The organism is Kitasatospora sp. NPDC029367 (assembly GCF_055569135.1).
Genome location: NZ_JBVHYH010000033.1, coordinates 34,857 through 48,079, shown reverse-complemented (window position 1 = coordinate 48,079; position 13,223 = coordinate 34,857). Strand labels below are relative to the sequence as shown.

The 13,223-nt window shown below is 74.3% G+C and carries 10 protein-coding genes and 1 pseudogene; 6 read left to right on the top strand and 5 right to left on the bottom strand.

Translation table 11 applies throughout. The features are described 5' to 3' along the window. Positions 1-11 precede the first annotated feature (11 nt). Positions 12-698, bottom strand: a pseudogene (locus ACZ4W5_RS19480) (helix-turn-helix transcriptional regulator); the annotation flags it as partial. Between ACZ4W5_RS19480 and ACZ4W5_RS19475 the strand changes: the two are divergent. The 3 genes from ACZ4W5_RS19475 to ACZ4W5_RS19465 all read left to right on the top strand — a co-directional run bounded on the left by ACZ4W5_RS19475 (position 651) and on the right by ACZ4W5_RS19465 (position 4,370). Then, on the top strand, positions 651-1,286 hold the full coding sequence (locus ACZ4W5_RS19475) for an SDR family oxidoreductase (protein WP_360237217.1): 636 nt from the start codon (positions 651-653) through the stop codon (positions 1,284-1,286). The pseudogene ACZ4W5_RS19480 and the gene ACZ4W5_RS19475 overlap by 48 nt on opposite strands. 241 nt (positions 1,287-1,527) lie before the next feature. After that, entirely contained in the window at positions 1,528-2,931 is a 1,404-nt protein-coding gene (locus ACZ4W5_RS19470) for a hypothetical protein (protein ID WP_465655749.1), read from the top strand. A gap of 95 nt (positions 2,932-3,026) precedes the next feature. Next, complete coding sequence (locus ACZ4W5_RS19465) at positions 3,027-4,370, top strand: MFS transporter (RefSeq protein WP_465655747.1); 1,344 nt, start codon at positions 3,027-3,029, stop codon at positions 4,368-4,370. Here ACZ4W5_RS19465 and ACZ4W5_RS19460 read toward each other — a convergent pair. Beyond that, positions 4,367-5,035 carry a TetR/AcrR family transcriptional regulator gene (locus ACZ4W5_RS19460; protein ID WP_465655746.1) on the bottom strand — a complete coding sequence of 223 codons (669 nt, stop codon included), beginning with the start codon at positions 5,033-5,035 and terminating at the stop codon, positions 4,367-4,369. The genes ACZ4W5_RS19465 and ACZ4W5_RS19460 overlap by 4 nt on opposite strands. A 143-nt stretch (positions 5,036-5,178) precedes the next feature. Between ACZ4W5_RS19460 and ACZ4W5_RS19455 the strand changes: the two genes are divergently transcribed. Continuing rightward, positions 5,179-6,078: an SDR family NAD(P)-dependent oxidoreductase gene (locus ACZ4W5_RS19455; RefSeq protein ID WP_465655799.1), complete on the top strand. Its 900-nt coding sequence runs from the start codon at positions 5,179-5,181 to the stop codon at positions 6,076-6,078. A gap of 30 nt (positions 6,079-6,108) precedes the next feature. Here ACZ4W5_RS19455 and ACZ4W5_RS19450 read toward each other — a convergent pair whose 3' ends face one another. Further along, complete coding sequence (locus ACZ4W5_RS19450; protein ID WP_465655797.1) at positions 6,109-7,554, bottom strand: amino acid permease; 1,446 nt, start codon at positions 7,552-7,554, stop codon at positions 6,109-6,111. Between the two features lie 403 nt (positions 7,555-7,957). On the opposite strand from ACZ4W5_RS19450, the gene ACZ4W5_RS19445 reads away from it, so the two are divergent. Next, entirely contained in the window at positions 7,958-8,182 is a 225-nt protein-coding gene (locus ACZ4W5_RS19445) for a hypothetical protein (protein WP_360237115.1), read from the top strand. 120 nt (positions 8,183-8,302) lie between these two features. Here the strand turns inward: ACZ4W5_RS19445 and ACZ4W5_RS19440 are convergent, their stop codons facing one another. Next, entirely contained in the window at positions 8,303-10,393 is a 2,091-nt protein-coding gene (locus tag ACZ4W5_RS19440) for an MMPL family transporter (RefSeq protein WP_465655744.1), read from the bottom strand. Positions 10,394-10,562: 169 nt separating this feature from the next. After that, positions 10,563-11,504 (bottom strand): deoxyribonuclease IV, encoded by a 942-nt coding sequence (locus ACZ4W5_RS19435; RefSeq protein ID WP_465655743.1) that lies wholly within the window; start codon positions 11,502-11,504, stop codon positions 10,563-10,565. A 307-nt stretch (positions 11,505-11,811) separates the two neighbouring features. Here ACZ4W5_RS19435 and ACZ4W5_RS19430 point away from each other — a divergent pair, with 307 nt between their 5' ends. Then, entirely contained in the window at positions 11,812-12,891 is a 1,080-nt protein-coding gene (locus tag ACZ4W5_RS19430; protein WP_465655742.1) for a right-handed parallel beta-helix repeat-containing protein, read from the top strand. Positions 12,892-13,223: the final 332 nt, after the last annotated feature.

Here is a 13,223-nt window from a genome sequence, read left to right as displayed (position 1 = left end):
CGGCTTCCGGCCTACCCGGCGCCCCGGTCCGTGGTGGCGCGCAGGGACCCGAGCAGGCCGAGGGCCTGGGCGCTGGAACTGCCGGGCTCCGCCTGGTACACGACCAGCTGCTGGCCGGGGGCGTCGCGCACGTCGAAGGCCTGGTAGGTGAGGGTCAGTCGGCCGACGTCCGGGTGGAGGAAGTGTTTGGCCTCCTGGGTCTTGCCGCGCACCGCGTGGGCGTTCCACCTCCGGGTGAACTCGGTGCTGCGGTCGGTGAGGGTGCGGACGAGCGCCCGCAGCCGGGGGCTGTCCGGGTCGAGCCCGGCGGCCTGCCGCAGGTGGCCGACGACGGCTTGGGCCGTGTGGCCCCACCGTTCGTGGAACTGCCGGCCCGCCGGGTCGAGGAAGGCCATCCGGGCGAGGTTGTCCATCCGCCCGAAGGGTGAGTGCAGGGCCTGGGCCAGGGCGTTGGCGGCCAGGACGTCCAACGTCCGGTTGATGACGAACGCCGGGGCGGTCGGGTAGCCGTCCAGCAGCTGCCGCAGGGCGGGGCCGACCAGGTCGGTGGTGTGGGCGAACCGGTTGCCCGGCACCGTCCCCGCCAGCTGGTGCAGGTGCGCGTGCCCGTCCGGGTCGAGCCGCAGGGCCCGGCCGAGCGCGTCGAGGACCTGGGCCGACGGGTGGCGTTCGCGCCCCTGTTCCAGGCGGGTGTATTCACCGCCGCGGGCGGCACCGCGGCGTTCCGGCGTCTCGACGTCACGGACGCCGCCGACGTCCGGGCCTTCGTGTCCGCCGCCCGTGAGCGCTACGGCCGGGTCGACGTCCTGGTCAACAACGCCGGCGTGATGCCGCTCTCGCCCCTGGCGGCGCTGAGGACGGACGAGTGGGACCGCATGATCGACGTGAACCTGCGGGGAGTCCTGCACGGCATCGCCGCCGCGCTGCCCGTGATGCGGGCCCAGGGCGGCGGGCACGTCGTGAACATCGCGTCCGTCGGCGCGTACGAGGTCTCGCCCACCGCCGCCGTCTACTGCGCCACCAAGTTCGCTGTCCGCGCGATCTCCGAAGGGCTGCGCCAGGAGTCGGCCGGAGACGTCCGGGTCACCCTCGTCTCTCCCGGTGTGACCGAGTCCGAACTCGCCGAAGGCATCTCCGACCCCGCCGCGAGGGAGGCCATGAAGGCGTACCGCGCGGTGGCCATCCCGGCCTCCGCGGTGGCGGAGGCCATCGCCTACGCCGTGTCCCAGCCCCGGCAGGTCGACGTCAACGAGCTGGTCGTCCGCCCAGCGGCGAGCGCCCAGTGACCCGAGTGACCGTCCACGTCGGCGGGCGGGCCGACGCAGACGGACCGCCGCGGACGGACCGTTGCAGGCGGATCGGTGCAGGCGGACCCGTGCGCGTTCGGCTCCTCACTCGATCTGACGAACCGCGCGCTGCGCTCCACCGAGTCGTCCGCAGGGGGCTGGATACTCCGGGATCACGTGTGTGCACCGGCCGTGGCGGGGCGCGGGCACACGTCTCCCATCTGCGGAAGGACACCGGATCATGCAGTCGATTCCCGGCCCCGGCGGCGAACAGGGCACGGTCGGCGGGCCGACCGGCGCGACCACGACCACGGTCATGCCGGCCCGCCCCCACGTGCCGTCCCCGGACGGGCCCAGGACCGGCGGGTACACCTGGCCCGGGCTGGACGAGGAGTTCACCCGGAAGGTCGTCGAGATCGCGCGGACGGCCGAGGGGCGCGAGCTGGCCGAGTCGCAGGTCTTCGAGATCGTCCGGGCGCAGCCGCAGCCGCAGGGACTGCCGCTGCGAGTGCGCCCGCAGCTGCGCCACGAGCTGGACGCGTTCGTCGCCTCGTACCACCGGGTGATCGAGGCGGTGGTGGCCGCCTGGGAGCACGACCGCCACCTGCGCGAGGTGCTGACGCTTCCCCAGGTGCTGCACGACCACGTGGCCGCCGCCCGCGACAGCCGGGTGCACCTGCTGCGGATCGACCTGCTGCCCCAGGCCGACGGCACGCTGCGGGTGCTGGAGACCAATGCCAACTGCCCCGGCGGCCTGCCCGGGGCCGGCCGGGGCCGTTCGGCCTGGCGGCCGCTGCTGGCCCGGCACGGCGTCGAGGTGCCGGGCCCGCTGCCGGCCGACGACCCGCTCTGGCCGGGGAGTTGGCTGCTGCGCCTGGCGGAGCAGCACACCGGCACCCGTCCGGAGACGGTGGCCCTGCTCTGCCCGGACGGCAGCTACCGCGCCGACACCCGTGACTACGACACCGCCCTGACGGCCCTGGGCGTCCGGGTCCTGCACGCGGACCCGCGCGAACTCTCGCTCGACGGGCGCCAGGGCGTCGCCGTACGCGGGGAACCGGTGCGGCACGCGTTCGCCAAGGTCGGCATCCAGGACCTGCTGCGGATGGGCGACGACGCGGCGCCCTACCTGGAGGCCGTACGGGAGGGGCGGCTGTTCGTGCAGAACGGGCTGCGCGGGCGCCTGATCGGCGACAACAAGCTGTGCCTCGCCGTGCTCTCCGACCCGCGCTTCGCCCACCTCTTCGACGCCGCCGACTACCGCCGGGTCCGCCCGGCGATCCCGTGGTCGCGCAACCTCGCGCACTGCGACGCCGCGACGCTGCGCGCCGTCCTCCGCGACCGCGACCGCTACGTCCTCAAGCGCCCGCTGGACACCCGCGGCAACGGCGTGGTGATCGGCCGGGAGGCCGCCGACGCACCGGCCTGGGAGGCCGCCGTCGACCTCGCGGGCACCGAGGGCTGGCTCGTCCAGGAGTACGTGACCAGCCCCCACCTCCTCGGTGTCGTGGACGGGCCGGCTCCCCGCCACGACGTGGCCCTGGGCGCCGTCGACGGCCGTCTGGTCTCGGCCTTCTCCCGCGCCGGCCACGGGGAGCGCCACAACGTCGCGGGCTCCGGACGGCCGCACCCGCTGTACCTGTGAACCGGCCGGGCGAGGTGGTGCCACCCACGGGTTCGCAGCGGGAGCTCCCCGCGCCCGGGCGGCCGGTGCCCGACCGGAGGCGAGGGAGCGTGGACGTGGACCTCGACGTGGGCGGGGCGATCGTAGGCTCCGACTCGGGCCCGGCCCCGGCTGCTCCCGCCCGGCGGCCCCGGCCCCGGCCGCCGGTCGGCGTCAGCGTCTGGCGGCAACGGAACTTCCAGGTCCTGTGGTCGGCGCACACCGTCAGCGAGTTCGGGACGCGGATCACGTTCTTCGTCATTCCCGTGCTCGCCCTGACGACCCTGTCCGCCTCGACCGGCCAGCTGGGGCTCGTCTCGGCGATGGAGTCCCTGCCGTTCCTCCTGGTCGGCCTGCCGGCGGGCGCGCTGCTCGACCGGTGGGACCGCCGGCGCGTGATGGTCGTGGCGGACGTCGGCCGGGCCGCGGCCATCGCCCTGCTGCCGGTCGCCCACCTGGCGGGGGTGCTGAGCGTGCCGCTGCTCTGCGCGGTCGGGTTCGCCATCGGGCTGTGCACGGTGTTCTTCGACATCGCCGACCAGGCGTTCCTGCCGACGGTCGTGGCGCGGCAGCAGACCCCGGACGGCAACAGCCGGCTCGAGTTCTCCCGCTCGACGGCGGAGCTGGCGGGCCCCAGCATCGGCGGCCTGCTGTTGCAGAGCGTCGCGGCGCCCCTGGTCTTGGTCGTCAACTCGGTGAGCTACCTGGTGTCCGCGCTGCTCCTCTGCCTCATCCGGACGCCCCGGGTGCCGCTGCCGCGGACGAGCACCAGGATGCGCACCCGGATCGCCGAGGGGCTGCGGTTCGTCTTCCGCCACCGGACCCTGCGCTCGCTGACCCTGGCCACGGGCATCAGCAACCTCGTCGGCCTGAGCGGCGCGCTGGGGGCCGTCCTGACCGCGTACGCGCTGCGCGACCTGCGGCTCTCGCCGGGGGAGCTCGGGCTGGCCCTGAGCGTGGGCAACTGCGGGGCGCTGCTGGGGGCCGCGCTCAGCGGCCGGGTCATCAGGCGCGTCGGCCTCGGCCCCGTCCTGGTCGCGGCCAAGTCCATGTCGGGGATCGCCGTGCTGGTGCTCGCGACCGCGGCGCCGGCCCGTGCCGTGCCGACCCTGGGCGTCGCGACCGGCATCATGGCCTGCGGCATCACCGTCTACAACATCGGCCAGGTGAGCCTGCGCCAGGCCATCACCCCCACCGGCCTGCAGGGCCGGATGAACGCCTCCGTCCGGTTCGCCATCTGGGGCACCCGCCCGCTCGGGGCACTGGCCGGCGGCTACCTCGGTTCGGTCCTCGGCACCCGCCCCACGCTGTGGACGATCGCCGGGATCGGCCTGCTCTCCTGCCTGCCCCTGATCGCGACCGAGGACCTCCGGACGCTGCGGGTCTTCCCGTCCCGGCCCGAGCTACCGGACACTCCCTAGCCCTCGGACTTCCCGGCCAGCCCGGTGATCGTCGCGGTGAGGATGCGGGCGAGCCGGGGTTCGACCTCGACGACGGCGTGGGCGAGGCGGGGGTCGCTGCGGTAGAGGGCGGCGACCTCGGGGCCCGGGTTGGCGATCTGCCACATGGCGCCGGCGAGGGAGACGGCGGTGGCGATCAGGTCGAGGACGTCCTGGTCGTCCAGGGCGGGCAGCTGCTCCTGGACCGCCGCGGTGATCGGCTCGCGGGCGGCGACGGTGGCGAGTTTGAAGTCGCGGACGGCGGCGACGGAGACATGGCGTTCGAGGTTGAGCGGCGCGTGGGCGAGCAGGTCGCAGAAGCTTCCGCGGTCCGCGAGGGTGCCCGCGAACGCTTGGGCGACGGTCGCCGGGCTCGGGTCCCGGGTCTCCCGCAGCCGTGCGGTGAGGGCCTGCGACCACTCGGCCCAGCCCTCGGCGGTCAGCCGCAGGAAGATCTCCTCGCGCGTCTCGAAGTACCGCAGCAGCGCCGACTTGTGCATCCCGACGGCGGAGGCGATGTCGGTCAGGGTGATCTCCCTGATGCCGCGCTCACGGCCGAGTGCCGCGGCCGCCTCCAGGATCGACGCCTCGCGTCGGCGCTTGGCCTCGGGCGAGCGTGCGCGCTTGAACTCCGGTGCGTCTGCCATCCACCCATGGTAGAGCAACGCTGTTGCCGTAATACCGCAACGGCGTTGCACTATTAACGCAACGGTGTTCTACTAATGGCACGGAGCGGAACGCGACGGAGGGCGGGATGAGCGACATGAGCGAGATGAGCGACATGACCCACATGGAGAGCACAGACACCGTGGAGCACGGCAAGGAGCAGGTCTGGTTCATCACCGGAAGCTCGCGCGGCTTCGGCCGGAGCCTGGTGCGCGCGGCGCTGGAGGCCGGCGACCTGGTGGTCGCGACGGCCCGACGGCCGGAGCAGCTGGCCGACCTCGTCGAGGAGTTCGGCGAGCGCGTCCGCCCGGTGGCGCTCGACGTGACCGATCCGGCGGCGGCCCGGGCGGCCGTCGCGCAGGCGCGGGCCGCCTTCGGCCGGATCGACGTACTGGTCAACAACGCCGGGTACGCCAACGTCTCGCCGATCGAGACCACCGAGGACGCGGACTTCCGGGCCCAGTTCGAGACCAACTTCTGGGGCGTCTACCACGTCACCACGGCCGCGCTGCCGTTGCTGCGCGAGCAGAAGGGCGGCCTGGTGATGCAGTTCTCCTCGGTGGGCGGCCGGGTCGGCGGTTCGCCGGGCATCGCCTCGTACCAGGCGGCGAAGTTCGCCATCGACGGGTTCAGCCGCGTCCTGCGGGCCGAGCTCGCGCCGTTCGGCGTCAAGGTGCTGGTCGTCGAGCCCAGCGGTTTCCGGACCGACTGGGCCGGCTCCTCGATGGTCGTCCACGACGTCCCGGAGGCCTACGCGGAGACGGTCGGCGCGATCAACGAGCGGCTGCGGCAGGGCGGCGACGGCGCCGCCGGGGACCCGGACCGGGCCGCCGGGATCCTGGTGCGGATGGCCAGGCGCCACGACGTCCCCGATCACCTGCCCCTCGGGGTGAACGCGGCCGAGGCCTCGATCGCGCAGGACCGCCGGCTCCTGGAGCAGGACACCAGGTGGCGCGAGGTCTCCCGCTCGGCCGACTTCTCGGAGCCCTACCCGGTCGCCTTCCCGCCGGACTCCGAGCGGTGAACCCCGAGCGGTGAACCCCGACGTCGGCGGTCAGTTCACCTGCCCCTGCTCCTGCTCCTGCCCCTGCCCCTGGCGGTGGCGGCGGCCGGCCAGCCAGACGTAGACCAGGATCCCGGCGAACAGGAACAGCACGCCCTGGTAGACGGCGGCGTAGCCGGCCCCGGCCAGCAGCCAGATCGAGAAGGCGAAGGCGCCGAGGCCGAGCACCGCGTCGCGGACCAGGCGGGTGCCGTCGACCTTGTCGGTGGCGCCGCGGACCAGCCAGTACAACTGGGCGGCGGTGGACAGCAGGTAGGGCACCACGGCGGTGAAGGTGGTGATCAGGACCAGTACGTCGAACGCGCCCTTGGCGCCGCTGGCGAAGTTGACCACGGTCAGCACCGAGGCGAGCGCCACGCTGACCAGCACGCCGAAGGTCGGCACGCCGCGCTTCTCCTTGCCGAAGGCGGCCGGGAACAGTCCGTCCCCGGCGGCCGCGTACGGCGCCTGGGCGGCCAGCAGGGTCCAGCCGTTGAGTGCGCCGGTCATCGAGACCAGCGCGGCGACGGCGATCACCGTGCCGCCCCAGGTGCCGCCGAACATGGCGTTCACGGCGTCCGAGAACGGCGCGCTGGAGTCGACCAGTTGCCGGTGCGCGACGGTGCCGAACACCGCGAGGGTGCCCAGCAGGTAGACCACCGCGGCGCCGCTGGTGCCGAGCACGCTGGCCCGGCCGACGTTGCGCTCCGGGTCGCGGACCTGTCCGGCGCTCATCGCGGCCGACTCGACGCCGACGTAGCTGAACATCAGGATCGCCGCGGCGGCCGTCATGCCGCCCATCCAGCCCTGGCCGCTGGCCTCGAAGGGCCCGACGTTCTTCGGGTCGAAGAAGAACAGTCCACCCACCGAGATCAGCAGCAGCGGGATGAACTTCAGTACGGTGGAGACGAGTTGGACCGCCCCGACGTACCGGGTGCCGGCCAGGTTGGCCAGTGCGGGCAGCCACTGCAGCGCCAGCGCGGCGGTGATCTCCAGCGCGACGTCGTGGTGGATCGGCAGCAGTACGTCCAGGTAGCCGACGGCGGCCACGGCGAGCGCGGCGTTGCTGACCACGGCGGTGATCCAGTACGACCACGCCGACAGGAAGCCGGCGAAGTCGCCGAAGGCCTCGCGGGCGTAGACGTACGGCCCGCCGGTGCGCGGGTTGCGGCGGGCCAGCTGCCCGAAGACCAGCGCCAGCGCGATCGAGCCCACGGTGATGACGGCGAAGGCGAGCAGGCTGACCGTCCCGAAGGGCGCCACGGCGGCCGGGATCATGAAGATGCCGCCGCCGATGATGTTGCCCATCACCAGGGCGGTGGCGACGGGCAGCCCGAAGCGGCCGTTCTTCGACGGTCCCGCATCGACGTGGTCCGGGGTCTCCGGGCTGTTCGGTGACGTCGTCTGCCGGGTCGTCTGCGGGCTCGCCTGCCGGGTTGCGGCGGGGCTGGTCTGCATGAGGGTGGTGCGCCTTTCGTGGTCCTGCCTGCGCTCGGTGGAGCGACCGTTCATGCTCGGACCGGGCGGTACCTCGCACCAAATCGACGGGATTTGTTCATTTCGCCCGGAGGAACACCGCAAGACTTGCGGTCGCACGCCCGTCGGACCGGCACTCGTCCGGTGGGCCCCCGCGAGGGCGTTCGACCCGGAACGCGGGCGTACGACCGCGTTCGTCCGGCCGGGGGAGATGTGTCACCCGAATGCCTCAGCGCGGTTGCGGCGCGCGCGTCGCCTGCGGGTTCGTGTGCCAACCTTGGCCCGGCGCCTCCCCGGTGGAGCGCCGCCCGGCCCGTCGGACCGGCTCGAACTGGCCGTTCGGGGGCGTGGGTTGACGACCAGAGACCAACCAAGAGGACATCAGATGTCGCTTCGTGGGAACATCCGCAAGTTCGCCGTGATCACCGTCGTGACGGGCGCTGCCGCCCTCGCCGCGCCGGCTCCGGCGATGGCGGCGTGGCACGCGTCGGACTCCTCGTCCAGCGCGAGCCTGGAGTCGGGCTCGGCCGGTGTCGGCCTCTTCGGCCCGCACGCCAGCTGGCTGAACGCCCACTCGCACAGCGAGGACGCCTGCATCGGCGACTGCTGATCCGGCAGATCCGCAGCTGAGCCCGGGGACCGCCCACAGCGGTCCCCGGGCTCACGGCCGTCCGGACACCGGGCTCACGGCCGTCCGGGCGCCAGGCTCACGGCCGTCCGGAGACCGAGCTCACGGCCCTCCGGCCACCGGGGGCGGAGCCGGCGCGCGGGACAGCCGCCCCGGCCACCACAGGTGCCGGTCCAGGTCCATGGTCAGCGCGGTGACCAGCACCGAGCGCACCACCAGGGTGTCCAGCAGCACCCCCAGCGCCACCGCGAACCCGATCTCGGCCAGCCCCACCACCGGCAGCGTCCCGAGCACCGCGAAGGTGCCGGCCAGGATCAGCCCGGCCGAGGTGATCACCCCGCCGGTCGCGGACAGCCCGATCAGCGCGCCCTGCCGGGTGCCGTGCCGGGCGGACTCCTCCCGCACCCGGGTCATCAGGAAGATGTTGTAGTCGATCCCCAGCGCGACCAGGAAGACGAAGACGAACAGCGGGAACGCGTTGTCCTCACCCTGGAAGTGGAAGACGTGCGCGAAGAACAGCGCGCTGATCCCGAGCGCCGCCGCGTACGACAGCACCACGGTCGCGATCAGCACCAGCGGCGCGGTGACGGCCCGCAGCAGCACGGCCAGGACCAGCAGCACCACGCCGAGCACCAGCGGGATGATCGCCCGGTTGTCGTCCCCGGCGGCCCGCCCGGCGTCCAGGACGACGGCGGTGTTCCCGCCGACCTTGGCGTCCGCCCCCGGTACGGCGTGCACGGCGGCGCGCACCCGGTCGACGGTGGCCTTGGCGGCCCGGCTGTCCGGCGGGTCGGCCAGGGTGGCCCGGAACAGCGCCCGCCCGTCCCGCACCACCGGTGGCGAGGTGGCCGCGACCCCGGCGGTGGACTGCGCGGCGGCCCGTACGGCCGGGGCGCCGGCCGCGGCGGAGACCACGGTGAGCGGTGCGCCCGTCCCGGCCGGGAAGTGCTGCTCCAGCACCTGCTGGCCGACCACCGAGTCCGGCTTGCCGGTGAAGGAGGCGGCCGTGCCGAGCCCGTTGGCGTTCAGCGAGACCAGCCCCACGCAGCAGGCCGCGAGCGCCAGCGCCGTCCCGACCCACACCTTGCGCGGCCGCCGTCCGATCCAGGCGCCGACGTGCGCCCAGCGGCCGGTCCGGGTCGGCTCCGGGGTGCCGTAGGCCGGGCTGACCGGCCAGAACACCCAGCGGCCGACGATCACCAGCAGCGCGGGCAACAGGGTCAGCATCGCGGCCAGGGCCACCACGACACCGATCGCCAGGACCGGGCCGAGGCCGCGGGTGGAGTTCATCCGGGCGATCAGCAGGCACAGCATCGAGGCGACCACGGTCGCCGAGGAGGCCAGCACGGCGGGCCCGGCCCGGTGCAGGGCGTACGCCATCGCCTCGTGCCGGTCCTGGTGCCGGCGCAGTTCCTCCCGGTAGCGGGCGGTGAGCAGCAGGGCGTAGTCGGTGCCGGCGCCCAGCACCAGGACGATCAGGATCCCGGCGCTCTGCGCGTTGACGGTCAGCCCGGCGTGCTTCGCCAGCAGGTAGATGAAGGCCTGGGCGACGGTCAGCGCACCGGCGGCGGAGAGCAGCGGCAGCAGCCACAGCACCGGGCTGCGGTAGGTGAGCAGCAGCAGGACGATCACCACGCCGACGGTGGCGGCGAGCAGCGAGCCGTCGATGCCCGCGAAGGCCTTGGCCTGGTCGGCGGCGATCCCGCCGGGGCCGGTGACATGGGTGGTCATACCGGGGCTGTCGGCGGCCGCGGTCCGCCGCAGGGTGTCCACGGCGGGTTTGAGGTCGTTCCAGCCGTTGGTGCCGACGTCGATCGGCACGATGGTCTGCATCGCCTGCCCGTCGGCGGACACCACCGGGCCGATCACCGGCCCGACCACGTGCGGGACGGCGGCGAACCCGACGGCCTGCCGGGCGGCCTCGGCCCGGTCGGCGGGGGTGATGCCGGTGGTCCGCTGGTAGACGACGACGGCCTGGGCGGTGTCCACCGGCTGGAAGGCCCGCTGCTCGTTCAGCACCTGGGTGGACTCGGCGCTGCCCGGCAGCCAACTGGACGCCTGGTTGTCCTCGGCGCCCATCAGCTTCCCGGCCGGCGGGCCCAGCGCGATCAGCAGCACCAGCCACAAGGCCAGCACCACCCACTTGCCCCGGCGCCCGCAGGGCAGCGCGGCCAGCTTCCGAGTCGTGGACATCCGCCCACCCCCAGGTGGCGATGGATCGTGCAGGTGGCGTGAACCGTTCCAGCCTGCCACCGCCCCGCCCGACCGGCAGCTCCGGAGGTCGGGCGCTGAGACGGGGACCGTCGGACGCGGGCCGCCACGACGGGCACGGTCAGGACGGGCACGGTCAGGACCAGGACGGTCAGACGGGCACGGCCGCCCGCTCGCGCAGCTCCCGCAGCACCGCGATGTCCATCGCGTGCCCGGTGCCGTCCCCGCCGTGCTTGCGGTCCGGGGTCTCCACCAGCAGCGGAACCCCGGCCGTCTCCGGGTGCTCGAACAGCTCGCGGAACGGCTCCGCGCCGATCATCCCGGCGCCGATGTTGGCGTGCCGGTCCTTGCGGGCGCCGACCACGTCCTCCGAGTCGTTGGCGTGGATCAGCCGGAGCCGGCCCGGACCGGCGGCCGAGGCCAGCGTGTCCAGTGCGGCCGTCACCCCGCCGGGGGCGGCCAGGTCGTGCCCGGCGGCGAAGGCGTGGCAGGTGTCCAGGCAGACGCCGACCTTGGGGTGCCCGTCCAGCGCCTCCACGTACTCGGCCAGCTGCTCCAGCCGTGAGCAGAGCGAGCTGCCCTGGCCGGCGGTCGGCTCCAGCAGCAGCCAGGGCGCGTCGTCGCCGAGCGCGTCCAGCTCGTCCAGCAGCGGCCGGACGTCGGCGCGCACCTGCGCCATCGCCTCGGCCCGGCGCGAACCGCCGCCGGGCGCGGTGCCGACCGCCGAGCCGGTGTGCAGCACGACGCCGAGCGCGCCGATCGCGTGGCCGCGGTGCAGCGAGTGCCGCAGCGAGTCGGCCGAGCGCTCCCGGGTGGCCGGGTTGTCCGAGCCGAAGTTGATCAGGTACGGCGCGTGCACCCAGGCCGGGATGCCCTGCTCGGCGCAGGCCGTACGGAACTCCTCGTCCTGGGCCGGGTTGCCCGCGGGCGTGGCCCAGCCGCGCGGGTTGGCCACGAACACCTGCACCGTCTCGGCCCCGACCCGGCTCGCGTACGCCAGGCCCGTCCCGGCCAGGCCCCGGCCGGCCACCGGGACGTGGGCGCCGATCGGGTTCCGGCGGGCGGCGGGGGTCGGTCCGGTCGCGGTGCTCATGCCCCCGAGGATGTCACGGGCCCGGGTGGCGACGGCGCGCGGGCCCGTCCCCGCGCCGGGTGCGCACGACACGCCGGGGCGCGCCCGGCGGGAACGGTCGGACCCGTCCCAATGGCCGACGGCCCGTCAGTCCGGCAGCCCAGCCCTGGTGGCGGGCCCCCGGGGGCGACCGTACCGTCGACTCGGCCGTACTCACCGAACGTCACCACCCGCACACGCCGGGTCGGACCGTCCCCTCAGCCCTCCCGCAGCCGACCAGCGCGCCCACCGTCCCACGGCGCGCGCGCCGAAAGACAGGTCACCACTGATGCCCACGCGCCGGGTCCACCACCTCGCCGCGGCCACCGCCGCCGCCACCGCCCTGACCACCGCTCTCGCCGCCCTGGCCGCCGCCCCCGCGGCCCGCGCCGCCGGCGGGGCCCTCCACCTCGTCCACCCCGGAGAATCGATCCAGCGGGCCGTCGACGCCGCCGCCCCCGGCGACACCGTCCAGGTGCTGCCCGGCAGCTACCGCGGCAGCGTCCGCATCACCACCCCCGGCCTCACCCTGCGCGGCGCCGGAGCGGCCACCGAGATCATCCCCGGGGACGGCACCGAGAACGCCTGCGCCACCGCCGGGCACGGCGTCTGCGTGGTCGGCACCGAGCAGGCCCCGCTGCCCGGGGTCACCGTCGAGGCCCTCGCCGTCACCGGCTTCCGCAAGAACGGCATCGACGCCAGCGGCACCACCGGCCTGACCGTCCGCGCCACCTACGTCCACGACAACGCCCAGCAGGGCATCAGCCAGGAGATGTCCACCAAGGCCACCATCGTGGGCAACCGCTCCGTCGACAACGGCCAGTCCGGCGTCTTCCTCGCCAACTACGCCTACCGCGAGGGCGGCGCGCCCGACACCGGGGGCACCCTCGTCGACGGCAATGTGCTCACCGGGAACCGGGTCGGCGTCACCGTGCGCCGGCTGCGCGTGCTCACCGTCCAGGGCAACGAGATCAGCGGCAACTGCAGCGGCGTCTTCGTGGTCGGCGACGAGGGCGTGCCCCGCGCCGGGGACCTCGACGTCCGGCGGAACCGGGTGGTCGCCAACAACCGGTTCTGCCCGGCCAATCCGCGCCTCGGCGCCATCCAGGGCGCGGGCATCGTGCTCACCGGCACCGAGAACACCCGGGTGACCGACAACGAGGTCCGCGACAACGTCGGATCCACCGACTTCTCCGGTGGCATCGTCCTGGTCAAGAGCGCCGTCGGCATCCCCAACACCCGGGCCACCGTCGCCGACAACCGGCTGAGCGGCAACGGCCCGGCCGACCTCGCCGACCGGGACACCGGCGCGGACAACTCCTTCACCCGCAACACCTGCGCGGTCTCCCAGCCGTCCGGCCGCTGCTGACCCGCCCGTCGACGCCCCGCCGAGCCGCCCGCCGACCCGCGCCCCGCCGACCCGCGCCCCGCCAAGCCGCGCGCCGACGCCCCCGCGCCCGACGCCCCGCCGAGCCCCCGACCGACAAGGACCAGCCCATGACCACCGCCCCCGTCAACCCCACCCCCCAGCCCGCGATGCGCCTGCGCGAACTCGTCTTCGGCGCCGCCTGCGCCGCCGCCGTCCGCGCCGCCGCCCGGCTCGGGGGTGCCTAAAGGCTCCGAGACACCCCAACCCCCCCTCCCGAACCCGCCCCCCCACCCGACACCCAAAACCAACAGCCGTGCCGCCTCCTTTTCTCT

Bases quoted from the DNA above. Each gene is read 5' to 3' on its own strand.
- ACZ4W5_RS19440 (WP_465655744.1), bottom strand. From the start codon at position 10,393: ATGTCCACGACTCGGAAGCTGGCCGCGCTGCCCTGCGGGCGCCGGGGC.
- ACZ4W5_RS19435 (WP_465655743.1), bottom strand. From the start codon at position 11,504: ATGAGCACCGCGACCGGACCGACCCCCGCCGCCCGCCGGAACCCGATC.
- ACZ4W5_RS19455 (WP_465655799.1), top strand. From the start codon at position 5,179: ATGGAGAGCACAGACACCGTGGAGCACGGCAAGGAGCAGGTCTGGTTC.
- ACZ4W5_RS19445 (WP_360237115.1), top strand. From the start codon at position 7,958: ATGTCGCTTCGTGGGAACATCCGCAAGTTCGCCGTGATCACCGTCGTG.
- ACZ4W5_RS19450 (WP_465655797.1), bottom strand. From the start codon at position 7,554: ATGCAGACCAGCCCCGCCGCAACCCGGCAGGCGAGCCCGCAGACGACC.
- ACZ4W5_RS19460 (WP_465655746.1), bottom strand. From the start codon at position 5,035: ATGGCAGACGCACCGGAGTTCAAGCGCGCACGCTCGCCCGAGGCCAAG.
- ACZ4W5_RS19430 (WP_465655742.1), top strand. From the start codon at position 11,812: ATGCCCACGCGCCGGGTCCACCACCTCGCCGCGGCCACCGCCGCCGCC.
- ACZ4W5_RS19470 (WP_465655749.1), top strand. From the start codon at position 1,528: ATGCAGTCGATTCCCGGCCCCGGCGGCGAACAGGGCACGGTCGGCGGG.